The following is a 23,062-nucleotide window of genomic DNA, read 5'->3' as shown; positions in this document are numbered from 1 at the left end:
ATCAATCTGTTATTTCATTTTTCGTCTTCTGGTCTTTTTCCTCTAAAAGATTATTTCTTTCCCAGATGCCAGCGAAACGTGCCGCATTACTGGCGGTGTAACGTACTGTGTGACGAATATTACGATGTCCTAGATAATCCTGTATCAAACGCGTATCTGTCCCTCTTTCAGCCAGTTCATAGCCGCAGGCGTGACGCAGCATATGGGGGTGAGTGTGCGTGACGGTACCCGCATTTTCCCCGGCAGAGCGAATAATACGATACGCCTGCTGGCGGGAGAGCGCGGTGCCGCGGCGGGAGATAAACAGTGCGTCCGTTTTGTCCGCCGCTTTCCAGCCGGCACGGACCAGGCTCCAGCGCTCAATCGCCTCGCGCTCATCAAAACGCAGTGGATGAATCGTCGAAAAACCATTCTTTAATCGCCGCACATTAACCCGCCCTTCATGGAGATCCAGATCGTGATAATGCAGATCCAGCAGTTCGCTAATGCGCATACCATGGCGAAAGGCCAGCAGAATGAGGCAGTAGTCCCGTTCGCCGGTAGGGCCCTGACGAGCAGCCTGCATCATGGCCTGAACTTCTTTGGCGGTTAGAAAACGACGTCGGTTCACAATAGTTGCTCCTGAAAATAGGTATGAATGACCGTCACAGCGAAACCATACGCCATGACGAGAAAGGTTCTGTAATGCTAAAACGGTACAGGGTGAAGATGATTAATCACGAATTGATAACATATTACATTGCCAGACACTAAAAATATCGTCGGGTGATAATTCTTAATTTTAAAGATTTTAATCATCGGCTCAATAGTATCTGCGCGGGTTGCCGCCAGGTATATAAAATGAAAGGATATTTTTCATTACCAGCCGCTATTAAACACACAGCCGCGGAAATTTTTTCCCACCAATAAATACCCAGTCTTATTCCTGAGTAAACGCAGGGTTATATTAACTCTCAGTAATAAGGATTAAATAAGAACTTGTGGGAACAGTAATCCTAATTAACGCAGGGTTAATAATCATGAATATTTTAATTTGTCGACCGATCGCGATACAACGCCATCCGTGGCGTCAAGGCTATTGGATCAGCGACGATCGCTGTTTGTCACGGGGATTGTCCCAGATGCCATAGAAGCGTCCCGCATTGCTGGCGGTATACCAGACGGTGTGGCGGATATTGCGATGCCCGAGATAATCCTGTATCAAGCGGGTATCGATCCCCATATTCGCCAACGCAAAGCCACAGGAGTGCCGCAGCATGTGCGGGTGGATCTCCAGTGGCAGCCCTGCCAGTCCCCCTGAGGACGCGATAATCTGATAAAACTGTTGGCGGGAAAGGGGATTACCTTTGCGGGAGAGAAACAGCCATTCGCTGGCGGCCTGCGGCCAGCTGCTGCGAATGGCCAGCCAGCGCTTTAGGGCGTAGATCTCTTTATCCAGCAACGGGTGGGTAGTCGAAAACCCTTTTTTAAGCCGATGGATGTAAACACATCGGGCAGCAAGGTCGATATCCGATATTCGTAGACGACAGATCTCGCTGGCGCGCAGACCATGGATGAAGCACAGTAACGTCAGGCAATAATTACGTGCAGCATAAGGACCGGTATCGGCCGCTTTAAGTAAAGACTCAATTTCATTCTGAGTCAGGAAGTTCCTTTTTTTTATGTCGGCGTTATTCGTCATGGTTTTCCCTTTTATTGCAGGCATATTTTTGGTTTTCCGAGCCTGCGTCAGGTCATTGTTAAATTTGACTGCCTTTTTATTTTGAAACAGCGTGGTGATAACGTTTTAATTTGCTACGAGCGCGAGCGGTATCATGGGCTAGCTCCATTGCTAACGATAAGAGGCCGCGATCTGAAGGGTAAAGAAAGGGTGAGCTGGCTGAACTGATGAATCTTTCCTGGGGGTTTCCACGTCCTGTACATCCCTGATCCTCTTGATGATACCCGCATGATGATGAAGGCTTGGGCTTCCGGCCACGGCAAGGCGGCTATCAATGCCGTCATGATTGATTGCCTGTTTACTGGGCAATGTCACCCCTGTAAACCAGCCTCCCTCGCCGACAACCTTCGGGAATGGCATGAGAAATTTCTCAGACAAAATACAACCTTAAGTCGTCTGGATAGCATTCACTGCAAAACTACAACAGTGATTAAACCATACTGCAAAAAGCCTGGTGATAATAGCATTGTCTGTAATAGAGCACATTACGCCGTATTTCAACGGGTAAGCTTAATCTGGTACATGCGGTTGAATGAGATGAAAACTCGTCACGGTCAACGTATACAGGAAGATATCAATGGGAGGTAGTAGAGGACAGGTAAGTATTGCGACACGGTCTGGCGGCGGGTTGGAATACTCGCTTCGGCGCGGGAAGGACTCACATCCAGGATACGCCGAAGCCTGCCGGTTCACCACTTTTCGTCACGTGCCACCTGGCGCTTGTCGCTGCGCCAGGTGGCCTGTACGGAAAGCGATGGCAGCAGTAACCAGGGTAAGTAAGCCTCTTTTCATGGAAGTGATCCTGCTGAAGAGTACAATAAATAGCAGTTAAAGAATATTCTTGCCGGAAGCGCAGCATAATAACTGACAAAAAATGCTCGCCAAGAAATAAGTTATTTATTTTTATCTGTGATTTTTTGAGTAATTATTCCTGTTAAAAGGTATTGGTAACCAATAACGCATAAAAAGATATAGCTGTGGTATGCTCAAGATATTGAGGCATTCTGCGCTAATACGGTGTCGGGAAGATAGCGATCGGTAGATAATGCGGAGCCTGGTGACTACGAACAATCCCGTGAACAGCTTCGACAAATTCCTCACCCTTCAGCGCTGACGCCTTCGCTCGCCTGTCGTAAAGTTGCTGTCAGGCGGTTTACGTTTACTACAATGGTATAACGATGACGACTCCGATTGCGCTCCGCGACTGGCGCCTGCTGGCGGCCGGGTGCGGCGGCCTTCTACTGCTGGCCGCCGCTATCACCTTGCACAGCCACTGGGGTGACTTTCTCCAGTGGTGTCTCGCCACCCAAATTACCCTGCATCGCTATCTGGTGATGTACCTTCTGTTGCTGAATAACCATCAGTACAGCGGCGGTATCTGGCTGCTGGTGGGGGCCTTTCTCTATGGCGTGCTGCACGCCGTCGGACCGGGACACGGTAAATTTATCGTGACGACCTACCTGAGCACCAATCAGGAGAGCCTGACGGCGGCGCGGGTGGTGCCCTTTCTCGGCAGCCTGTTACAGGGCGTCACTGCGATACTCTTCGTCTTTATTCTTGCGGTGGGGCTGAATCTGGCCGCCGGCTATCTTAGCGCCAGCCGCTGGTACGTCGAGAAGATCAGCGCCCTGACCATCGGCGTCTTTGGGGCTTATGTTATCTTTCGCGCTCTGCAAAGCCTGTGGCCGACAAAACAGGTGATTCGCCGTCTGACGCCAGCGCATCAGCATGACGCCTCGTGCGGCTGCGGCCATCACGGCGTGGGGCAGGATCTGCAGGGCGCTGACTGGAAGACGCGCCTTGGCGTGGTGCTGGCTATCGGCGTTCGGCCCTGTAGCGGGGCGATCATGATTTTATTATTCGCCAATGCGTTGGGGATTGTTAGCTGGGGCATCGCCGCGGTGATGAGCATGGCGCTGGGCACCGCGCTCTCGATCCTCGGTCTGTCGCTACTGGTTCACTATGCGCGCCATCGGACGGTCAAACGATTGGCCACGAATCACCGCCCGCGGCCCTGGCTGGTACCGTTGGTGAAGATCCTCGGCGGTCTGGCGCTGATCCTCTTTGCCGTGGGATTGTTTTTCAGCGTGGTGCCGATCAGCGCCAACGGCGACTTTATCGCCGCTGGCTGTTAGCCCGTTTCCAGCAGTCGCATCAACACCCGCAGCGCCTGATCCAACTGCTGGCGTTCACCGTCACTGAGTCCTGCCAGCAGTTGCCGTTCGTTGTCGACGTGGGTTTCCACTGCGGCATCGATCCGTTCGCGTCCGGCGGAAGTCAGGGCGACCAGCATACTGCGGGCATCCTCCGGATTGGGCAGGCGGGTAATAAACCCGCGTTTCTCCAGCGCCTTCAGACGATGGGTCATGGTGCCGGAGGTAATCATCAGCGTGGAGAAGAGCTGGGTGGGCGAAAGTACGAAAGGCGCTCCGGCGCGCCGCAGCGTCGCCAGCATGTCAAACTCCCAGCGCACCAGATCGTGGCGCGTAAAGGCCACTTCCACCTGCGGCTCCAGCAGCATAGCGCATCGTTTCAGGCGACCTATCGGCCCCATGGGGCTGCAGTCGAGGTCTGGCCGCTCCCGCTGCCACTGGGCGAGGATGCGATCCACGGCGTCGATCGGCGGTGATTTGTCCATTAGTGCTCACTTGTCTTGATATCAAGATACTTGGCGGTACATACTTCACTCACTAATTTACCTTGAAGTGAAGATAAAATCATGGCTTTTCTCTCACGTAATCTGATTCTCGACCTGCTGCTCACCGCGCTGGCGCCCGCTATCTGGGGGACGACCTACATCGTCACCTCCCAGTTTCTTCCCCCTGACCGCCCATTTATTGCTGCGCTGCTGAGGGTGCTGCCGGCAGGTATCGCCCTGCTGATCTGGAGCCGTCGTTTTCCGCAACGCGGCGAATGGGCAAAGCTGATCGTTACCGGCATCTTAAATATCGGCGCGTTTCAGGCGCTGTTGTTTATCGCCGCCTATCGCTTACCCGGCGGGCTGGCGGCGGTGATCGGCGCGATCCAGCCGCTGCTGGTGATGCTCCTCGCCTGGTGTGTCGACCGGCAGCGCTCGCCCTGGCTGGCGGTGTTCTCCGCCATCGCCGGCATACTCGGTATGGCCATGCTGCTGCTGTCGCCGCACACCGTACTCGACCCGCTGGGCATCGGCGCGGCGTTTCTCGGGGCGATCAGTATGGCGCTGGGCACCTGGCTCTCCCGGCGCTGGGCGCTCTCCCTGCCGATCGTCGCGCTGACCGGCTGGCAGCTGACGATCGGTGGGGTGGTGCTGGCCCCGGTGGCGCTGATCGTTGACCCTCCTTTGCATCAGGTAACAGTGCTGCAGGCGGCCGGCTATCTGTGGCTGTGCCTGGCGGGCGCCATGCTGGCCTATGGCCTGTGGTTTCGGGGGATTGGCCGCCTCTCACCGGTGGCCGTGTCGGCGATGAGTCTGCTGAGCCCGGTGACCGCCGTGGTACTGGGATGGATATTCCTCGGACAAAAGATCCAGGGGATGGCGCTGATGGGATTGATCGTGGTGCTGGCGAGCGTGCTGTCTATCCAGCGCGCGCTGGCGCGTCAGGCGGCGGGAGCAAAAACGAAAAAAGCCCCGTAACGGGGCTCGACATTGCTGCGTGCGGGGTGGGCGGCGGGAGCCAGACCAGCCACCCGCAGGCGGCCTGTCCGGCAGCTCCCTCTGCAACCATTCGCTTATTTAGACAGCTCGGCGGTCATATGGACCTGGTTGCCGGTGTACGCTTCGGTAATGTGATAGGAAGCGCCTTGTTCTTTCGCAATGGTTGCGATTTTCGCTTCTGCGCTGTCCAGGGTGTCTGCTGTCACGCTCACCGGATGAGCGAAGCTAGCGAAAGAGACCAGGGAGAGCATACCGGCAGCGGCGAGTAATTTTACGTTTTTCATGGTGTTTGTCCTTTTAACTTTTATGGTGGAAAGCATGTTTGCTTTCGATGGACTTATAATAAGCCTGCTAACTATAACGCGCGTGGCAAAAAGTGCGATTTAGATCACATTTTTATGGCGGTTTGATGGCGTAAACATGATCGTTTATCTATTTTTTAGTTTAAAAACAATGGATTAATGATTTGTTTCTGAAAGGGGGGATCACATGGGCTGCCCTTGTTCAGGGAGAGGAATGCGCCTCATTCATGCTTTCACCATTCGTTGTGTGAATGGTTTGGTGCTGTTTTCACCACCGCAAAGGCAGATTCAGACTTATCGCGATGGCCTTCCGAGGGCTTTTTCTGCATGCTGTTGCGGTCACTTTCTCTCGCTCTGGCGTTAGGCTTGCTGCGCTGTAAACAACCACCCTCGCGTTTTCATCTATCAATGGCTGTTTATTAATAGTCGATGGTTATCTGTTATATAACTTAATGAAACGTGAACAAATGTATATTTGTCGGCGAATAAATAGCATTCTTTGACGCCGATAGCACCAGCGAACTTATATTTTTAGGTTCGTTACCTGACGCCTTAAATATTGCGGCTCCCGGTCAGTCGAAGATTCTATTAGCAGTGGCATAAATCAGCATCGCCTGATGTTTCTGGTTCTATGCGAATTCACAGTGTGCTCATTGATTCGTAATTCACTCTGACAAGGAAATGGCAATGAAAAAGGTTCTTCTCTCTGCAGCAATGGCAACCGCGTTTTTTGGCATGACTGCTGCCCATGCAGCTGATACCACTGTTGGCGGCGGCCAGGTTAATTTCTTCGGTAAAGTTACCGATGTATCCTGTACTGTTTCCGTTAACGGCCAGGGCAGCGATGCGAACGTTTACCTGTCTCCGGTAACCCTGACTGAAGTTAAAGCGGCAGCAGCGGATACTTACCTGAAACCGAAATCTTTCACCATTGACGTCTCTAACTGCCAGGCTGCTGATGGCACTAAACAGGATGACGTAAGCAAACTGGGCGTGAACTGGACCGGCGGTAACCTGCTGGCTGGCGCAACCAGCAAACAACAGGGCTACCTGGCGAACACCGAAGCTTCCGGTGCTCAGAACATCCAGCTGGTGCTGTCTACTGACAACGCTACCGCGCTGACCAACAAAATCATCCCGGGTGACAGCACTCAGCCGAAAGCGAAAGGCGACGCTTCCGCTGTAGCTGATGGCGCGCGTTTCACCTACTACGTAGGCTACGCCACCAGCGCGCCGACCACGGTAACCACCGGTGTGGTTAACAGCTACGCGACTTACGAAATTACTTACCAGTAATTCCGTCAGAAAATAAAACTGCCCCGCGATGGGGCAGTTAATAACAATAATAAAGCGGCAATGTCCGCCGCTTGTATTTTTATTCTGAGGTCAGCATGAAGCGTATTGCCCTTTTTTTCTGTTTCATTTTTAGTTTTGCGGCCCATGCCAACAATATTATTGTTAACGGTACCCGCTTTATTTATCCAGGAAATGAAAAAGAAATAACGGTACAGCTTTCAAATAACGCCGACCGTCCGGCGCTGGCGCAGGCCTGGCTGGATAACGGCGATGCCGATGCCACACCGGATACCATTACCACCCCGTTTATTATCACCCCGCCGATTTCGCGCGTTGACGCCAAGAGCGGCCAGACGCTGCGTATTAAGCTCGGCAGCAGCGCCGGTCTGGCGAAAGATAAAGAGACGCTGTGGTGGCTGAATCTGCTGGAAATTCCGCCGGTGGTGGCCAATCAGAAAAATGAAGGCCAGAACGTGCTGCAGCTGGCGATCCGTTCGCGCTTTAAATTTATTTATCGTCCTGCCGGACTGGGCAACCGCGATGCGGCGGCCGAGAAGCTGACCCTGACCGCCAGCGGCAGTAGTCTCGCCATCAACAACCCGACGCCGTTCTACATTACCGTCAGCCGTATTTCCCGCGACGGCGGTAAAGCCCTGAACAGCAAAACCGTGATGCTGGCGCCGCAGTCCAGCCAGACGGTGGCGCTCTCCTCCGCCGTCAACCGCGGCGAAACCCTGACCGTTAACAACATTAATGACTATGGCGCCGATGTCGCAGTGAAAGTGGCCGTTAAATAAGGGAAAAGCTAATGAAGCAGAGGTCATTCTGCCCGGGAAGATTAAGCACCGCGATCGCCATCGCGCTGTGCTGCTTTCCGCCATTTTCCAGCGGACAGGAAAACCCGGGAACGGTATATCAGTTTAACGACGGCTTTATTGTCGGCAGTCGCGAAAAGGTCGATCTGTCGCGCTTTTCGACCAGCGCGATTACCGAAGGCACTTACTCCCTTGACGTCTACACCAACGACGAGTGGAAAGGGCGCTACGATTTACGCATCGCGCGCGATAAAGATGGTCGGCTGGGCGTCTGCTACACCAAAGCGATGCTGGCCCAATATGGCATCGCGGCGGAAAAGCTCAATCCGCAGCTGAGCGAGCAGGAGGGCTACTGCGGTAGCCTCAAATCCTGGCGCAACGAAGAAAACGTCAAAGACAACCTGGTCCAGTCCTCCCTGCGGTTGAACATTTCGGTACCGCAGATCTATGAAGATCAACGCCTGAAAAACTATGTCAGCCCGGAGTTCTGGGACAAAGGTATTACCGCGCTCAATCTTGGCTGGATGGCGAACGCCTGGAACAGCCATACCTCTTCGGTAGGCGGGTCGGATAACAGCAGCGCCTATCTGGGCGTCAACGCCGGACTGTCGTGGGACGGCTGGCTGCTGAAGCACATCGGCAACCTGAACTGGCAGCAGCAGCAGGGTAAAGCGCACTGGAACAGCAACCAGACCTATCTCCAGCGCCCTATCCCACAGCTCAACTCCATCGTCAGCGGCGGGCAGATTTTCACCAATGGTGAATTTTTCGACACCATCGGTCTGCGCGGGGTTAATCTTTCCACCGATGACAATATGTTCCCGGACGGCATGCGCTCGTATGCTCCGGAAATTCGCGGCGTGGCGCAGAGCAACGCCCTCGTCACCGTGCGCCAGGGCAGCAATATTATCTATCAGACCACCGTTCCGCCCGGACCGTTTACCCTGCAGGATGTCTATCCTTCCGGCTATGGCAGCGATCTTGAGGTCTCGGTGAAAGAAGCGGATGGCTCGGTAGAAGTGTTTAGCGTGCCTTACGCCTCCGTCGCCCAGCTGCTGCGCCCGGGCATGACCCGCTACGCGCTCTCCGCCGGTAAAGTGGACGACAGCGCGCTGCGCAACAAGCCGATGCTCTATCAGGCGACCTGGCAGCACGGGATCAACAACCTGTTGACCGGCTACACCGGGGTCACCGGTTTTGACGACTATCAGGCCTTCCTGGTGGGGACCGGGATGAACACCGGCATCGGCGCGCTCTCTTTTGACGTCACCCATTCGCGGTTGAAGAGCGATGCCCATGATGACTCGGGTCAGAGCTATCGCGCGACCTTTAACCGCATGTTTACCGATACCCAGACCAGCATCGTGTTGGCGGCGTATCGCTACTCGACGAAAGGTTATTACAACCTCAACGACGCGCTGTACGCCGTCGATCAGGAAAAAAATAGTCGCAGCAACTACACCCTGTGGCGGCAAAAAAACGGCATGACCTTCACGGTGAACCAGAACCTGCCGGACGGCTGGGGCGGGTTTTATCTCAGCGGCCGTATCTCCGATTACTGGAACCGCTCCGGGACCGAGAAGCAGTATCAGGTCAGCTACAACAATTCATTTGGTCGTCTCTCCTGGTCGGCGAGCGCGCAGCGCGTCTATACGCCAGACAGCTCCGGTCATCGTCGCGACGATCGTATTTCACTCAACTTCAGCTACCCGCTGTGGTTTGGCGATAACCGCACCGCCAACCTGACGTCGAACACCTCGTTCAATAACTCGCGCTTTGCCAGCTCGCAGATTGGTATCAACGGTTCGCTGGACAGTGAAAACAACCTTAACTACGGCGTGTCGACCACCACCGCCACCGGCGGTCAGCATGATGTGGCGCTCAACGGCAGCTACCGTACGCCATGGACCACCCTCAACGGCAGCTACAGCCAGGGCGAAGGCTATCGTCAGAGCGGCATTGGCGCCAGCGGGACGATGATCGCCCACAGCGGCGGCGTGGTGCTCTCACCGGAAAGCGGCTCGACGATGGCCCTGATTGAAGCCAAAGACGCGGCCGGGGCGATGCTTCCGGGATCGCCGGGCACCCGTGTGGACAGCAATGGTTACGCCATCCTGCCGTATCTGCGCCCGTACCGGATTAACGCCGTGGAAATCGACCCGAAAGGCAGCCATGACGACGTGGCCTTCGATCGCACCGTGGCGCAGGTTGTGCCGTGGGAAGGCAGCGTGGTTAAGGTCGCGTTCGGCACTAAGGTGCAGAACAACCTCACCCTGCAGGCGCGCCAGGCGAACCACGAGCCGTTGCCGTTTGCGGCAAGTATTTTCTCCCCCGACGGCAAGGAGATCGGCGTTGTCGGCCAGGGCAGCATGATGTTTATCAGCGATGCGAACGCCAAACGCGCGATTGTGAAGTGGAGCGGCGGGCAGTGTTCGGTGGATCTGGGACAGCAAACAACAAAGGATAGCGTATGTCGCTGAGGAAATTACTAACGCTTTTTATCGTCTTAATGGCGCTGGGAACCACCTCGTCCTGGGCCTCCTGTACGCGTCTCTCATCGCCAACGGTGATGCTGGACATGGTGGTGGGCAGGGTGGTGGTGCCCCCGGATCTGCCGGTGGGCTCGGTGATCCTTACCCGCGACTGGACGATGAGCGCTCCCGGCGGGGCAAGCTATCGCTGTACTTCCGGCACCAACCGCTTTGCGGCGAAGATCGTGTCGCCAGGGGCCACGGACCTTGGAAATAAAATCTACTCCACCAACGTGCCGGGAATCGGCATGCGTTTCAGCCGCGGCGGCGCAACGGTAAATATCGTCTATCCCGACGTCTTTTCGTCCCGGGTATATAACACCACCAACTATTCCCTCGAAGGGTCGCGCTTTACGCTGCAGATTATCAAAACCGCGGCAACCACCGGCAGCGGCACCCTGGCGGCGGGTAAGTACACCTCCTACGACTGGGAGAGCGGCGGTAACCCGATCCTCGAAACCTATCTGAGCGCCAACGCCATCACCGTGGTCTCGCCCTCCTGTTCGGTGCTGAGCGGGAAAAATATGAATGTCGATGTGGGTTCCATCCGGCGCACCGACCTGAAAGGGGTCGGCACCACCGCCGGCGGGAAGGATTTTAATATCGACCTGCAGTGCAGCGGCGGCCTGAGTGAAACGGGATATGCCAACATTAGCACCTCGTTCTCCGGTACCCTGGCCACCAGCACTACCGCTACCATGGGCGCCTTGCTGAATGAAAAAGCCGGCAGCGGGATGGCGAAAGGCATTGGCATCCAGGTGCTGAAGGATGGCTCCCCGCTGCAGTTTAATAAGAAATACACCGTCGGCCGCTTGAATAATCAGGAGACCCGCTACATCACCATACCGCTGCACGCGCGTTTTTATCAGTATGGCCCGACGACCAGCACCGGCGAGGTGGAGTCGCATATGATCTTTAACCTGACGTACGATTAATACGGGAGGGGGAATGAAGGGATTGCCGAAAAACACTATCGCGTGGCTGCTATTTTGCGGCAGCCTCGCCGCCCCCTCGGCGTGGGGTTTTGAGACCAATTACGATCGCGGACGGGTCGATTTTGCCGGGCGGGTGACGGATATTTCCTGTAGCGTCGCGCTAAACGGCGGCCAGCATGCCGGCAGCGGTAATGTCTGGCTGGCGCCGGTCAGCCTGGCGGAAGTCCACGATCGCGGGGCCGGGGCGTTTATGAAACCGCAGCCGTTTACCCTGGCACTGTCAAACTGCCAGCTGCGCCATGATGGTGGGGCAGCCTCGCAGGATGAGGTGCGTCGGGTCAGCGTGCGCTGGGTCGATGGTTTTTTACTGACGGCGGTCGGTAACGAAAACGCCGGGTATCTGGCCAATACCTTGCCGGATGGAGCGCAGAATATTTATCTGGCCCTATCGACTAACGATAATAATACTCTGGATAAGAGTAATAAAATTGTCCCGGCGGACCCGCAGCAAAATCAGGTGCGTTTGCAGGAAAGCGCGGTCAGCGGCGGCCTGTTCACCTATTACGTTGGCTATGTTTCGCCAACGCCGAAAAGCGCCACCAGCGGGCCGATTACCAGCTGGGCAACGTGGGAATTAGTTTATAATTAAGTGACGTTAAAAAGCCGGGAATTCCCGGCTTTTTTTACATGGCAATATCATCGGCGACCAGTTGTTCAATACTGACTTCCCGCCAGTAATGTCCCTGGATAGCAAACCACTCCATTCCCTGCAGCCATTCTTTATGGGCTTCGCTTTCGACACCTTCAATAATCACATTATGATGGTTGCGCGATAAAAAGGTCACCAGCGCATCCATCAGCTGGCGGCCGGACTCTTTGCGCATCAGGTGCCAGAAAAAATCCTTATCAATTTTCACATAGTCAAAGTGATAACCGCGAATAGCGTTAATTCCCGCGTAGCCGGAGCCGAAGTCGTCGAGCCACAGTGAGGTATCCTGTGGGCTCTGCCAGGCGGCAAGAGAATTATGCAGCAGATTCTCGGCGTTTTCGGTTACCTCGAAATGGACGCAGGTCAGGGCGGCGACTTTGGCTTTTATATCCTTCTGGCGCAACAGGTTCAGGATATGGTCATCAACGTTAATTGTTGCGGAAATATGGTTACGTAAAAACCAGGCTTTATGCTTTTCAATCAGTGCCAGTTGTTCGAGGAAAATACGTTCACGAACGGCGGCGGTAGCATGGCGGAAAAAATCTTCGGGGGAAATAGAAAGATTATCAAAGCGGCTTAAGCATTCCACCGCGACCAGAGTACCTTGTGGGGAAAACATTTTCTGAAAGACGTAGCGTACAGCGATATCATTACGAGATAAAATGTTGTCTTCGAATATTTTAGTGTTCATTATCCCTCTTCACGAGGTTAGTCAGACAATAGGCAGAGGATACATTAATTATAGGCTACCTGATGATTAATGGGAATGGCGGGAAATGTAAATCAACAGCGAATAAGTACGCTTTATCCGCTACTGATTTACCGGGAGAACATTTAGCATTGATGGAGAGCGGCAATACGCTGATTCATAGTGCGGGAGTTATCAATACCCAGTTTTTGCATGATATGGATGCGGTGGCTATGAACCGTTTTATGAGCAATGCCGAGCAGGGCGGCAATACGCTTATTATTATTGTTGGCAATGAGCAGTTCGAGGATCTGACACTCCCGTGGTGAAAGCTGTTTGCGCAATCCTCGCGGCGGCAGTTCGCTGACGCCTTTGGCGCGCTGGACGATAGATGAAAAAAGAGTTAGCGGAGATTTCTCACTAATAATCATAGCGTTGTCAAAGTTTATCAACTCTCTGCACAGCCCGACAATGTCGCTTTTCACCATTAGCACCGGCTGCTGGCAGCGCAGCAGGGAAAGGCGGAGCGCATTCAGCAGATCGACGATTCTGATGGCAGAAATATCCTTATTAATTAAATTGAAAATAATCGTCTGGGCCAGTGGCAGATGTTTCTCATGGATGACATCGGCATAACTCAGTCGGGTGGCATTTTCATGGCTATCAATAAGGTAGTGATAGATTGAGTGACCAATGAGATTGTCATTGGTGTACAGCAATATACTGTCCAAGGTTGTCAGATTCTCTTTTTGCGCTTGGCTTCTAAGATCAGGTCCAGCAGTATCTTCTCTATTCTGCGCTGGTCATCGAGATGGCGGAACTTAAACTGGCAGGATATCTGATAGTAGCTCTCACTCTCTTCATTAGCGTTATCCAGGGTGATAACAATGACATTTTTGACCACCAGGTCGATGGTGATCTCGCCATATTCTGCAAGCATCAGTACGGCGTTTTTCAGTAAGGCGTTGTGGCTGAGGAATTTAAGATTCGGCGTTTTGGTCATCAATGCGCAACCGCCATCTGAAATGTCTTTGATATCGAAAAGATAGTTTTCGCCGTTTTTATGGCGGCCGCGGCAATAAAAGTCATGCTCATGGCGTAAACGAAAGCGGGGATCGCGGCGACGCTGCACTACCTGCAGGCATTCAGGCAATGAAAAAGCGTAGCGGATACCTTTATCGACACCGCTATTGTCATGTTTTGTCAGGGCCGCATTAAACTCTATTTTCCCTGAATCGCTATGCAGGAGAAAGCGAATTTTATGCCCGGACGGGATTTTGCGATGGGTCTGAATATGAAACTCGGCAAAGTCCACGCGCGTCAGTTGGGTTATGATACTGGTGTTGTTAAAAAATATTTCAATTTCAGTACGTTTGCGCAACTCCTCTCTGAAAATAGCAATAATTTCATACTTACTGGTCTTTATCGTTCCCTCTGTCATATGCATCCCTTGTAAATAGTTGTCGTGAGGCGTTTGATTTTTCTTATAGCAATAGCAACATTCTGATTGGGTTAATCAGATGTTTTTATGAGCGTTTGATGTTATTGACTATCTTTGCAGCCAGATTGATATGTATAAACTTGGAATTTGATATTGTATTTCCTGTAATCAAGAGTTTCGAATTTTGGTCATGACAAAAACGACAACGGCCTCCAAGCTGGAGACCGGTCGAAGGATAAAAACTTAAGTTTAATTAACGGGGATAATGAGAGAACGATCGTCGATCACGCCCCATTTGTAGGATCTATAGTGCCAGTAGCGGTGAGGTTTTTCCAGGCAAATATTGAGGAGGGATAGGGTTCCCTCCATTTTGTCTGGCAGGTCAGCGGCGCGCGGCGGTGGCGATATTATCGAGGGTGCGCAGCGCTTCCGCGGGCAGGACCAGCTCGGCAGCGGCAATATTTTCCGCGAGGTGCGTGCGGGAGGAGGTGCCGGGGATCAGCAGAATATTTGGCGCTCGCTGGAGCAGCCAGGCGAGGGCGACCTGCATCGGCGTCGCCTCAAGCGAAGCCGCGACCTCGTTCAACTCCTGCGCCTGCAACGGCGTAAAACCGCCCAGCGGGAAAAAGGGCACCCAGGCGATGTGCTGGGCGGCCAGCGCATCCACCAGCGCGTCGTCGGCGCGATGGGCAACGTTATAAAGATTTTGCACGCAGACGATGGGCGTCATTTTCTGCGCATCCGCGACCTGCTTTGCCGTCACGTTGCTGAGGCCGATATGGCGGATTAATCCTCGCTCTTTCAGTTCCAGCAGGGTGGCGAGTGGCGCCTCCAGCGAACCCTCCACCGGGCCGTGCGGGCTCAGCATACTGCGCAGATTAACCACTTCCAGTACCTCAAGCCCCAGGTGACGCAAATTGTCTTCAACGGCCTGGGTCAGTTCGGCGGGCGACATGGCCGGTAGCCAGTTGCCTTTCTCGTCACGGCGGGCGCTGACCTTGGTGACAATGCACAGATCGTCAGGGTAGGGGTGGAGCGCTTTGCGGATCAACTGATTGGTGACATGTGGACCGTAGAAATCAGAGGTATCGATATGGTTTATCCCGGCCTCGACGGCGGCCTGTAGTACGCGCACCGCTTCTTCAGGATCTTTGGGCGGGCCGAAGACACCGGGGCCGGCCAGCTGCATCGCGCCGTAACCTAAGCGATAGACCTGGCGATCGCCGAGCGTGCCGCGACCGGATAAGGTGACACTGGACATAAGAACTCTCCTCACGGTGGCTAAGCCGTAAGTGTAATCCGCTCACAAGGAAGGCAAGGGGGAGAATATTGTCAGAATGTGCGACAGCAGCTCAGGCAGCCGCTGTCGCCAGAGGGGATTAGCCGAAGAACATCACCGACACGCAGAGCAGGCCAACCACCAGCGTAATGGCGTTACCCACCGAGCGGTACGGCTTCAGCGCCGGAATGAGCCATGTCGACAGCGTGGGCATAATAAACAGGATCATGGCGATAAGCGGTCCGCTGATAGCGTAGATCATTGAGATCGCATTCGGGTTGATAAAGCACACCGCAAAAGTGAAGGCGGAGACCAGCAGGATCGACATCGCGCGGTTGAAAGCGCGGCTCTTACGCACGCCCAGCAGGCCCAGCGAGCTTTTGACGATTTCGCTGGCGCCCTCAATCACTCCGAAGTAGGTTCCGAGAAACGACTTCGACATAGCGACGACGGCGACGATGATGCCGGTCACCGCCAGCCATCCCGGCGCGCCTGGCACCATCGACAGGGCGGAGAGGATAGTCACCCCCTGATCGCGGGCGGTCTCTATATAGGTTGCCGGGATCGCCAGCAGACAACTGAAGACAAAAAACAGCACGCTGGCGCAGATGATGGTGTAGGCCACCTTCATGATTTTTTTGCATTTACCCATGGCCAGGTCGCCGTGTTTCTCCTGCTGATCGATAGCAAAAGTCGAGATGATCGGCGTATGGCTAAAAGCGAAAACCATCACGGGAATAGAGATCCAGACCTGGTGGAGCGTCTGCGGGCTGAACTGCATCTGGCTGGTGAGATGCTCCGGATGCCAGTCGCGGATTAAATAGAGGGAGAGAAACAGGAAACAGGCGATAAGCGGGAAGACCAGAAAGCCCATCACCTTGATGGTGACCTGCCGTCCCATGAGAAAGATCAGGTTGAGGACCAGCACGACCCCCAGACTCAGCAGCGCACGCAGCCCTGGGGTCATCGGCGTGCGATGCGCCACCTGTTCGGCCAGCGAGTTGGTGATGGCCACGGCGTAGATGAGCACCACCACAAAGAAGGCAAGGAAATAGAGGCCGGTGATCAGGTTGCCAATTTTCTTACCATAGTAGTGATTAACTGCGCCGGTGATCCCGGTTCCCGGCGCGATATTGGCCGAGAGAATAAACTGGCTCAGCGCTTTGTGGGGCCAGTAAGTGAGCGGCCAGGCGACCAGCGCGGTGATGAACAGCACAATCGCGCCAGCCGAACCCAGCTGGATCGGTAGAAATAGCGTCCCAGCGCCTACTGCAGTGCCATATAAGGCAAAACTCCATAGAGTTTCTTCTTTAGACCAAATTTTAGACATTATGCGACTTTATCAACCGTCAAACCAAAAAAAAGGAGTGCAATTTACCATATTTATGGTTCGTCTGTTGCGATAGTTTTCGGTGATAAAGTCGCGGCGGATCGTCGAAGATCCGCGCCGGGATTAACCGCGCGCCGTCTGGCGCGGGCGGCGGTGACGAATAACGCGCTCGCGCAGGGTGTCCCATACCCAGTTAAAGGCCATGGTGTAGGGCAGGAAGAAAAGCATAAAACCGATCTCCAGCATAAACGCCTGCAGCAGCGAGACGCCCAGCACGATCGCCACCATGGTGACGCCAATGATGACGAATCCGGTTTCGAAACCGAGCGCGTGCAGGGCGCGTACTTTCAGCTGGCGGGGGAAGCGGGAGACCGGCCACAGGCGATCGAACGCCGCGTTATAGATAATGTTCCATACCATCGCCAGGGTGGCGAGCAGAATGCTCAGTCCGCCCATCTCCACTACCGAGCGCTGCATCAGCCAGGCGGCGGTAGGGGCGAGGATCAGCGTCGCCAGTCCTTCGAAGGTGATGGCGTGGATAACGCGTTCGGTGAGCGTCTTGCGCTGATGTGGGGTCTGTTGCATGGCGAGCTACCTCCAGTTTTAGCCTGAACAGGAAATTACCCGGCAGTTTATGGAAAAATATGATAAACAAAAGATAGGAACCATCGATATTGTAGATACATCATGCGTTATTCACCGGAAGCCTTAACCGCCTTTGTCGAGGCGGTCGACAGCGGATCGTTCTCCGCCGCCGCCCGCCGCCTGCGGAAAAGTCAGTCGACGATCAGTACCGCCATCGCCAATCTGGAGGCCGATCTCGGCGTAATCCTCTTTGACAGGGCAACGCGGCAACCGACGCTGACCCCGCAGGGGGAGCAGGTGCTGAGCTATGTCAAAGCGATTCTTGCCGCCAGCGAGCGGCTGGACGAACTGGCTGTGTCGCTGTCCGGCGAGACGGAGCCGCGGCTGACCTTCGTGCTCTCCGATACTCTGCACCCGGACGTGCTGGAAGATCTGCTGGTGCAGTTTGACCGCCGCTTTCCTCATACCGAGTTTGAGTGTTTGATTGGCGAAGACGAGGATGTGATCGATCTCCTGCAAAAATCCCGCGCCCAGGTGGGGCTGATTGAGGCGAGGGAGCGCTACCCCACCGATATCGGCAGCACCCGCCTGCCGCTGCAGACGGCGATGGGCATTTATGTAGCCCCTGGCCATCCGCTGGCGGCGCAGGGTAAGGTCGCCTGGGATGAGCTGCGCAGCTGGCGCGAGCTGCGTTTGAGCACCTTTCTGGCCAGCGCCACCGAACCTGCCGCAGGCCAGGTCTGGTCGGCGCCAAACTACCTGCTGCTGCTCAGCATGGCGGCGCAGGGGTTCGGCTGGTGCATTCTGCCCAGCGCGCTGGTGGCGGAGTTTGCGCCGCAGGGCGGGCTGGTGGCGCTCGATATCCCCGGCTGGCCGCGGGCAATTTCAGTCGATCTGCTGTGGAATAAGAAAGCGCCGCCGGGAGCGGCCGGCAGCTGGCTGCGTCAGCATCTGCAGCGGCGTGAACGTTAACGAATAGCTATTTCTTTGTGATTGGCTTCACTTTTTTTAAACAATTACAAAGTTTTTTGATAACAATTATCTAGTATATCGCTGTTTCTTTGCGCAAATGCATGGGCAGGGGTAGAGGATGAAGGATGTCGTGATCGTCGGCGCGCTGCGAACGCCGATTGGCTGCTTTCAGGGCGCATTATCGCGCCATTCAGCCGTCGAGCTGGGGAGCGTGGTGGTGAAGGCGCTGGTGGAGAAAACGGGAATCGATCCGCACAGCGTGGATGAGGTGATCCTCGGCCAGGTGCTGACCGCGGGGACCGGACAAAATCCGGCGCGTCAGTCCGCTATTCGCGGTGGGCTGCCTAACACCGTATCGGCTATCACCATTAACGATGTCTGCGGTTCCGGCCTGAAGGCTCTGCACCTCGCTACCCAGGCGATCCAGTGCGGGGAAGCGGACGTGGTGATCGCTGGCGGCCAGGAGAATATGAGCCGCGCTCCGCATGTGCTTACCGACAGCCGCACCGGCGCCCAGCTGGGCAACAGCCAGCTGATTGACAGTCTGGTGCATGATGGGCTGTGGGATGCTTTCAACGATTATCATATGGGCGTCACGGCGGAAAACCTGGCCCGGGAATTTGGCATCAGTCGCGAGCTGCAGGACGCCTGGGCGCTCAGCTCACAGCATAAGGCGCGCAAGGCGATTGATTCCGGTCGCTTTCGCGATGAGATCGTCCCGGTTGTCACCGAGCATAACGGCGCGGCGCGCACCGTGGATACCGATGAACAACCGCGGGTGGATGCCAGCGCGGAAGGGCTGGCCAGCCTGCAGCCCACCTTCGATCGCCTTGGATCGGTAACCGCCGGCAACGCCTCAAGCATCAATGACGGCGCGGCGGCGGTAATGATGATGAGCGAGGCTAAAGCGCTGGAGCTGGGGCTGCCGATCCTTGCGCGGATCCGCGCCTTCGCCAGCGTCGGCGTCGATCCGGCGCTGATGGGCATTGCCCCGGTGCATGCCACCCGTCGCTGTCTGGAGCGGGCCGGCTGGCGGCTGGACGACGTCGATCTGATCGAAGCCAATGAGGCCTTTGCCGCTCAGGCGATCTCGGTTGGCCGGGTACTGGAGTGGGATGAGCGCCGGGTCAACGTCAACGGCGGCGCGATCGCCCTCGGCCACCCCATCGGCGCCTCCGGCTGCCGGATTCTGGTGTCGCTGGTGCATGAAATGATCAAGCGCGATGCCCGCAAAGGTCTGGCGACGCTGTGCATTGGCGGCGGTCAGGGCGTGGCGCTGGCGGTAGAACGCGCATAGCGCTATACCTCGATTTCCATGGCCTCCTGCGGGAGGCCTTTTTTATGCGCCGTGCTTTGCCGAACCCTTATTTTTCCCCTCCCTCTTTCACTCTCCCCGGCGAAATTATTGAGCTTCGTCACGTCTTGTTGTGCCACCTTTTTTGAAACAAATAACTACGATCCTGGTCACTAAAACTATGGTGTCTAAAAAATAAAATGATGTTTCATAAAAACGAAATGTCATTTTATTTATTGTAAGGGTACCCTATGTTAAAACGATCTCTGGTTCTCGCCGCCCTCTGCGGTATGTCTTTTGCGGCAACCGCGGTAACGATAGATTTACGTCATGAATTTATTGATGGCGGAAAGAGTGATAAAAGTAATGCTGACCGCGTCTCCGTTTCTCACCGCTTTGCCAACGGCTTAGGCTTTACCGTCGAGGCCAAATGGCGTTCGGGTGGCGACAACGGTTCGCAACCCTATTCGGACGTGGTGGGCAATGGTCATGAAGACACCATCAGCTGGCGCTGGAAAGCAACGTCGAACTTTTTCCTCACCCCCGGGTTTACCATTGAGAGCAACGACAGCCGCTCCATCTACAAGCCGCACCTGCACGCGCAGTACAGCTTCGACAACGGCTTCTATGTCGCCGCTCGCTATCGCTATGAATACACCCGCTATCCGAACAACGCCGGCAAAGATGATGACAAAGTTAACCGCGGCGACGCGTGGGCCGGATTTGTCCTCGGCGACTGGCGTACAGAGCTGAACTATGTCTATGCCCGCAGCTCGGAAGGGGTCAGCCGCAACGACAATAAACCCTACTCGCAGGAATATAACGTGAAGGTGGCCTATAAGCTGGATAATAACTGGTCGCCGTATGGCGAAATTGGCAACGTCGGGGTCAATGACCGCAGCGATCGCCAGACCCGCTTCCGCGTTGGGGTGGCTTACTCGTTCTGACCGACCATTCATCCCTCATCGTTTGTTTTCCCCGGCGCCGTCAGCCGGGGTTTTTTTATGGGGGAAAGAGAAGGGACAAAAAAAGCCCTCCATGAAGGAGGGCAAGGCCAGTTACAGAAAGAAGTGTGGCGTGGATCAGGCGCTCAGCATTGACGGGTGCGCGGGTAATTTCGCGATATAGATGGCCGGTTTACCGTCTTTATCGGAGCTGAACAGAATGGCGCTATCGTCCGGGGTAAATGAGGGGTGCGGGTGCGTTACCTGGCGGCTGTTGGCCACCGTCGCCCACGAGGTATCATGGCGCGCGACGCGGAAGTAGCGCTTTTCCGCCACGTTAAAGACATACAGCCAGGGATCGTTATCAATGGAGTAGCCGCCGGTATCCTTGACATCCACCGGTGTACCTGAGCCATCGCCTACCAGCAGCGTGCCATCGAAATTGCTCATCAGATGCGAGCAGGCCGGCATCGTCATCAGGGCCTCGTTGACGCCGCTTTCGGGATCAAAGCGATAGATCGTCCGTCCCTGCTGGCCTTTCAGATAGGAGACGTAGATCAGCGCCGAACCGTCCGGCACCCAAAATTCATGAGTACAGCTTTCGCCTGGAGCATGCGCTTTGACTTTGCGAACATGGCTGCCATCCTCGTTGACCAGCCACATGCGGGCGTCCACCAGATCGTGCGGCCCTTCATGGCAGAAGGCGACGGTATGGTCGTCGAAGGGACGATAGATCGGGTGTCCCAGCCAGATTTTTTCCTCATGGATCACCTGGCTCTCACCGCTGCGCAGGTCGACGCGCAGCAGGCGGCAGTGCGGTCCTTTATGGAAGAAATCATGGAAAATCTGCCAGTCGTTGAGTGGCGTCCAGTCGCTTTTGGCAATCTCAATGCCCACCAGTTTGCTGCAATCGCTGTTTGCCACCCAGGTGCCATACCCTACCCAGTCATCGCTAACGCGATAAACTTCGCGCTCGGCGAGGGTGGTCAGGTTGACTTCCAGCAGGATACGGTCATTTTTCACGTAATAAAGCGACTTATCGTCCGGGGAGAGGAAGCCGCCGAAGGTGTTATCCCCGGCGCCTTCGGTTAGCTGGACGGCCTCGGCGCTGGCGATATTCAGCAGATAGTAGTTCCAGTGGCCGTCAAACTCGCCGGCGAACAGTAAATGGCTGCCATCGTTAAAAAAGCACTTCTGATAGAAGTAGTTGCGATGACAGGTGACCTCCGGGGGGGTTAAGCGGGTGACTTCCGCCCCGGTATCCGGATCGTGGCTGACGTGATAATTCAGTTTGACCCGCATGCCTTTAGCCATGTAGTGCTCCTTTCTTTCCTGCGATGCCGCTGGACCAGAGGCGTGTCGCTGAGTGATATGTTTTAAAAGACGGGTATTAATTTATCAAAACATTGTTTCATTATTTGTGATGGCTCACGCAGTTCAGCGTAATTCCCGCGTTTTCAGCGGGCTGCTGGCTTCGCTTCGGCACCTCTGCAGACAATCGGTTGAATCTTCATCTTTTCAAAACCTTTTCCGGCCTGGCGCGTGCCGGGAGGCTCCTTCGCTTTTTCTTTTTTTGTAATCATCATCATAAAAAATGAAACATCGTTTTAAATAATATTGAAAATGGCTGGGGGCGGGGCTAAGATGGCACCCATCAGCAAAACGGAACTCTGTTTTATTTTCATTATGGTGGGCTATGCCCGAGAGTTCGCCCCACGCTCAGTCGCGCCGCCGGCGCGGACCGGGCCGAGAGAACCTTGCCTGCAAACAGCAGGCTCTGAACGACTAAGGAACATAATATGATTCTTGATGCATTCTCCCTGCAGGGAAAAGTGGCCGTCGTGAGCGGATGCGATACCGGTTTAGGTCAGGGGATGGCCCTCGGGCTGGCGGAAGCGGGCTGCGATATTGTCGGTATCAATATCGTCGAACCGGTGGAGACTATCGAGCGAGTAACCGCGCTGGGACGCCGTTTTCTTAGCCTGACCGCCGACCTGCGCCAGATCGACGGTATTCCTCAGCTTCTGGAGCGGGCGGTGGCGGAGTTCGGCCATATTGATATTCTGGTCAACAATGCCGGCCTGATTCGCCGCGAGGACGCGCTGGCGTTCAGCGAAAAAGACTGGGACGACGTGATGAACCTCAACATCAAGAGCGTATTTTTTATGTCCCAGGCGGCGGCGAAACACTTTATCGCCCAGGGCAGCGGCGGGAAGATCATTAACATCGCCTCCATGCTGTCGTTCCAGGGGGGGATCCGCGTGCCGTCGTATACCGCATCCAAAAGCGCGGTGATGGGCGTCACCCGCCTGCTGGCCAACGAGTGGGCCAAACACAACATCAACGTCAACGCCATCGCCCCGGGGTATATGGCGACCAACAACACCCAGCAGCTGCGCGCCGACGAGCAGCGTAGCAGCGAAATCCTCGATCGCATTCCCGCCGGGCGCTGGGGGCTACCGGCCGATCTGATGGGGCCAGTCGTGTTCCTTGCCTCCTCAGCCTCCGATTACATCAATGGCTACACGGTGGCGGTGGACGGCGGCTGGCTGGCGCGCTAACCGTCCGCGATGGCCGGGGTCTG

At 55.1% G+C, this 23,062-nt stretch carries 23 protein-coding genes; 11 read left to right on the top strand and 12 right to left on the bottom strand.

Going from position 1 to position 23,062, the window contains the following annotated elements; genetic code table 11:
- Position 1: 1 nt before the first annotated feature.
- Positions 2 to 610, bottom strand: a complete 609-nt coding sequence (locus KPHS_43530; RefSeq protein ID YP_005228653.1) for a site-specific recombinase involved in flagellar phase switching/type 1 fimbriae regulatory protein with FimB — start codon at positions 608 to 610, stop codon at positions 2 to 4.
- Positions 611 to 1,075: 465 nt separating this feature from the next.
- Positions 1,076 to 1,705 (bottom strand): FimB protein, encoded by a 630-nt coding sequence (locus KPHS_43520; protein ID YP_005228652.1) that lies wholly within the window; start codon positions 1,703 to 1,705, stop codon positions 1,076 to 1,078.
- Between the two features lie 1,193 nt (positions 1,706 to 2,898).
- Here KPHS_43520 and KPHS_43510 point away from each other — a divergent pair.
- The gene (locus KPHS_43510; protein ID YP_005228651.1) at positions 2,899 to 3,855 is read left to right on the top strand and encodes a nickel/cobalt transporter; all 957 of its coding nucleotides are present in this window, start codon (positions 2,899 to 2,901) and stop codon (positions 3,853 to 3,855) included.
- Here KPHS_43510 and KPHS_43500 read toward each other — a convergent pair.
- Positions 3,852 to 4,358, bottom strand: a complete 507-nt coding sequence (locus KPHS_43500; RefSeq protein ID YP_005228650.1) for a putative regulatory protein MarR — start codon at positions 4,356 to 4,358, stop codon at positions 3,852 to 3,854. The two genes, KPHS_43510 and KPHS_43500, sit on opposite strands and share 4 nt — an antisense overlap.
- Before the next feature lie 81 nt (positions 4,359 to 4,439).
- On the opposite strand from KPHS_43500, the gene KPHS_43490 reads away from it, so the two are divergent.
- Entirely contained in the window at positions 4,440 to 5,336 is an 897-nt protein-coding gene (locus KPHS_43490) for an EamA family transporter (protein ID YP_005228649.1), read from the top strand.
- Positions 5,337 to 5,431: 95 nt separating this feature from the next.
- Here KPHS_43490 and KPHS_43480 read toward each other — a convergent pair whose 3' ends face one another.
- Positions 5,432 to 5,641: a DUF1471 domain-containing protein gene (locus KPHS_43480; protein ID YP_005228648.1), complete on the bottom strand. Its 210-nt coding sequence runs from the start codon at positions 5,639 to 5,641 to the stop codon at positions 5,432 to 5,434.
- A gap of 705 nt (positions 5,642 to 6,346) precedes the next feature.
- On the opposite strand from KPHS_43480, the gene KPHS_43470 reads away from it, so the two are divergent.
- The 5 genes from KPHS_43470 to KPHS_43430 all read left to right on the top strand — a co-directional run bounded on the left by KPHS_43470 (position 6,347) and on the right by KPHS_43430 (position 11,885).
- Positions 6,347 to 6,955 carry an MrkA fimbrial protein gene (locus KPHS_43470; RefSeq protein ID YP_005228647.1) on the top strand — a complete coding sequence of 203 codons (609 nt, stop codon included), beginning with the start codon at positions 6,347 to 6,349 and terminating at the stop codon, positions 6,953 to 6,955.
- Between the two features lie 71 nt (positions 6,956 to 7,026).
- Positions 7,027 to 7,752 carry an MrkB fimbrial protein gene (locus tag KPHS_43460; protein ID YP_005228646.1) on the top strand — a complete coding sequence of 242 codons (726 nt, stop codon included), beginning with the start codon at positions 7,027 to 7,029 and terminating at the stop codon, positions 7,750 to 7,752.
- Between the two features lie 11 nt (positions 7,753 to 7,763).
- Positions 7,764 to 10,250 carry a putative fimbrial usher protein gene (locus tag KPHS_43450; protein YP_005228645.1) on the top strand — a complete coding sequence of 829 codons (2,487 nt, stop codon included), beginning with the start codon at positions 7,764 to 7,766 and terminating at the stop codon, positions 10,248 to 10,250.
- Positions 10,241 to 11,236: a putative fimbrial-like protein gene (locus KPHS_43440; protein YP_005228644.1), complete on the top strand. Its 996-nt coding sequence runs from the start codon at positions 10,241 to 10,243 to the stop codon at positions 11,234 to 11,236. Before KPHS_43450 ends, KPHS_43440 begins: the two co-directional genes overlap by 10 nt.
- Positions 11,237 to 11,249: 13 nt before the next feature.
- On the top strand, positions 11,250 to 11,885 hold the full coding sequence (locus tag KPHS_43430; RefSeq protein ID YP_005228643.1) for a putative fimbrial-like protein: 636 nt from the start codon (positions 11,250 to 11,252) through the stop codon (positions 11,883 to 11,885).
- Positions 11,886 to 11,919: 34 nt separating this feature from the next.
- Here the strand turns inward: KPHS_43430 and KPHS_43420 are convergent, their stop codons facing one another.
- From KPHS_43420 to KPHS_43370, 6 genes are all read right to left on the bottom strand, one after another.
- Positions 11,920 to 12,636, bottom strand: coding sequence for an EAL domain-containing protein (locus KPHS_43420; RefSeq protein ID YP_005228642.1), 717 nt, complete (start codon positions 12,634 to 12,636; stop codon positions 11,920 to 11,922).
- A gap of 143 nt (positions 12,637 to 12,779) precedes the next feature.
- Positions 12,780 to 13,352 carry a putative LuxR family regulatory protein gene (locus tag KPHS_43410; RefSeq protein YP_005228641.1) on the bottom strand — a complete coding sequence of 191 codons (573 nt, stop codon included), beginning with the start codon at positions 13,350 to 13,352 and terminating at the stop codon, positions 12,780 to 12,782.
- A 17-nt stretch (positions 13,353 to 13,369) separates the two neighbouring features.
- Positions 13,370 to 14,074 carry a pilus assembly protein PilZ gene (locus KPHS_43400; protein ID YP_005228640.1) on the bottom strand — a complete coding sequence of 235 codons (705 nt, stop codon included), beginning with the start codon at positions 14,072 to 14,074 and terminating at the stop codon, positions 13,370 to 13,372.
- A 382-nt stretch (positions 14,075 to 14,456) separates the two neighbouring features.
- Positions 14,457 to 15,335, bottom strand: a complete 879-nt coding sequence (locus KPHS_43390; protein YP_005228639.1) for a putative aldo/keto reductase — start codon at positions 15,333 to 15,335, stop codon at positions 14,457 to 14,459.
- Positions 15,336 to 15,453: 118 nt separating this feature from the next.
- On the bottom strand, positions 15,454 to 16,569 hold the full coding sequence (locus KPHS_43380) for an HAAAP family transporter (RefSeq protein ID YP_005228638.1): 1,116 nt from the start codon (positions 16,567 to 16,569) through the stop codon (positions 15,454 to 15,456).
- A gap of 237 nt (positions 16,570 to 16,806) precedes the next feature.
- A complete protein-coding gene (locus KPHS_43370) occupies positions 16,807 to 17,268 on the bottom strand; it encodes a Na(+)-translocating NADH-quinone reductase subunit E (protein YP_005228637.1) in 462 nt (153 codons plus the stop codon).
- 102 nt (positions 17,269 to 17,370) lie between these two features.
- Between KPHS_43370 and KPHS_43360 the strand changes: the two genes are divergently transcribed.
- From KPHS_43360 to KPHS_43340, 3 genes are all read left to right on the top strand, one after another.
- On the top strand, positions 17,371 to 18,240 hold the full coding sequence (locus KPHS_43360) for a LysR family transcriptional regulator (RefSeq protein YP_005228636.1): 870 nt from the start codon (positions 17,371 to 17,373) through the stop codon (positions 18,238 to 18,240).
- Between the two features lie 118 nt (positions 18,241 to 18,358).
- The gene (locus KPHS_43350) at positions 18,359 to 19,537 is read left to right on the top strand and encodes an acetyl-CoA acetyltransferase (protein ID YP_005228635.1); all 1,179 of its coding nucleotides are present in this window, start codon (positions 18,359 to 18,361) and stop codon (positions 19,535 to 19,537) included.
- Between the two features lie 248 nt (positions 19,538 to 19,785).
- Positions 19,786 to 20,481, top strand: coding sequence for a KdgM family porin OmpK26 (locus KPHS_43340; RefSeq protein ID YP_005228634.1), 696 nt, complete (start codon positions 19,786 to 19,788; stop codon positions 20,479 to 20,481).
- A gap of 135 nt (positions 20,482 to 20,616) precedes the next feature.
- Here KPHS_43340 and KPHS_43330 read toward each other — a convergent pair whose 3' ends face one another.
- Both KPHS_43330 and KPHS_43320 read right to left on the bottom strand, forming a co-directional pair.
- Positions 20,617 to 21,792: a translocation protein TolB precursor gene (locus KPHS_43330; RefSeq protein YP_005228633.1), complete on the bottom strand. Its 1,176-nt coding sequence runs from the start codon at positions 21,790 to 21,792 to the stop codon at positions 20,617 to 20,619.
- A 143-nt stretch (positions 21,793 to 21,935) separates the two neighbouring features.
- A complete protein-coding gene (locus tag KPHS_43320) occupies positions 21,936 to 22,067 on the bottom strand; it encodes a hypothetical protein (RefSeq protein YP_005228632.1) in 132 nt (43 codons plus the stop codon).
- A gap of 210 nt (positions 22,068 to 22,277) precedes the next feature.
- On the opposite strand from KPHS_43320, the gene KPHS_43310 reads away from it, so the two are divergent.
- Positions 22,278 to 23,039: a 2-deoxy-D-gluconate 3-dehydrogenase gene (locus KPHS_43310; protein YP_005228631.1), complete on the top strand. Its 762-nt coding sequence runs from the start codon at positions 22,278 to 22,280 to the stop codon at positions 23,037 to 23,039.
- Positions 23,040 to 23,062 lie beyond the last annotated feature (23 nt).

The organism is Klebsiella pneumoniae subsp. pneumoniae HS11286, from assembly GCF_000240185.1.
Lineage (GTDB): Bacteria > Pseudomonadota > Gammaproteobacteria > Enterobacterales > Enterobacteriaceae > Klebsiella > Klebsiella pneumoniae.
The sequence above is the reverse complement of the archived record's forward strand: the minus strand, read 5'-3'. Positions and strand labels throughout refer to the sequence as shown.

Excerpts from the sequence above, each read along its gene's own strand:
- KPHS_43520 (YP_005228652.1), bottom strand. The coding sequence starts at position 1,705 with ATGCCTGCAATAAAAGGGAAAACCATGACGAATAACGCCGACATAAAA.
- KPHS_43510 (YP_005228651.1), top strand. The coding sequence starts at position 2,899 with ATGACGACTCCGATTGCGCTCCGCGACTGGCGCCTGCTGGCGGCCGGG.
- KPHS_43500 (YP_005228650.1), bottom strand. The coding sequence starts at position 4,358 with ATGGACAAATCACCGCCGATCGACGCCGTGGATCGCATCCTCGCCCAG.
- KPHS_43490 (YP_005228649.1), top strand. The coding sequence starts at position 4,440 with ATGGCTTTTCTCTCACGTAATCTGATTCTCGACCTGCTGCTCACCGCG.
- KPHS_43480 (YP_005228648.1), bottom strand. The coding sequence starts at position 5,641 with ATGAAAAACGTAAAATTACTCGCCGCTGCCGGTATGCTCTCCCTGGTC.
- KPHS_43470 (YP_005228647.1), top strand. The coding sequence starts at position 6,347 with ATGAAAAAGGTTCTTCTCTCTGCAGCAATGGCAACCGCGTTTTTTGGC.
- KPHS_43450 (YP_005228645.1), top strand. The coding sequence starts at position 7,764 with ATGAAGCAGAGGTCATTCTGCCCGGGAAGATTAAGCACCGCGATCGCC.
- KPHS_43440 (YP_005228644.1), top strand. The coding sequence starts at position 10,241 with ATGTCGCTGAGGAAATTACTAACGCTTTTTATCGTCTTAATGGCGCTG.
- KPHS_43430 (YP_005228643.1), top strand. The coding sequence starts at position 11,250 with ATGAAGGGATTGCCGAAAAACACTATCGCGTGGCTGCTATTTTGCGGC.
- KPHS_43420 (YP_005228642.1), bottom strand. The coding sequence starts at position 12,636 with ATGAACACTAAAATATTCGAAGACAACATTTTATCTCGTAATGATATC.
- KPHS_43400 (YP_005228640.1), bottom strand. The coding sequence starts at position 14,074 with ATGACAGAGGGAACGATAAAGACCAGTAAGTATGAAATTATTGCTATT.
- KPHS_43390 (YP_005228639.1), bottom strand. The coding sequence starts at position 15,335 with ATGTCCAGTGTCACCTTATCCGGTCGCGGCACGCTCGGCGATCGCCAG.
- KPHS_43370 (YP_005228637.1), bottom strand. The coding sequence starts at position 17,268 with ATGCAACAGACCCCACATCAGCGCAAGACGCTCACCGAACGCGTTATC.
- KPHS_43360 (YP_005228636.1), top strand. The coding sequence starts at position 17,371 with ATGCGTTATTCACCGGAAGCCTTAACCGCCTTTGTCGAGGCGGTCGAC.
- KPHS_43350 (YP_005228635.1), top strand. The coding sequence starts at position 18,359 with ATGAAGGATGTCGTGATCGTCGGCGCGCTGCGAACGCCGATTGGCTGC.
- KPHS_43340 (YP_005228634.1), top strand. The coding sequence starts at position 19,786 with ATGTTAAAACGATCTCTGGTTCTCGCCGCCCTCTGCGGTATGTCTTTT.
- KPHS_43330 (YP_005228633.1), bottom strand. The coding sequence starts at position 21,792 with ATGGCTAAAGGCATGCGGGTCAAACTGAATTATCACGTCAGCCACGAT.
- KPHS_43320 (YP_005228632.1), bottom strand. The coding sequence starts at position 22,067 with ATGATGATGATTACAAAAAAAGAAAAAGCGAAGGAGCCTCCCGGCACG.
- KPHS_43310 (YP_005228631.1), top strand. The coding sequence starts at position 22,278 with ATGATTCTTGATGCATTCTCCCTGCAGGGAAAAGTGGCCGTCGTGAGC.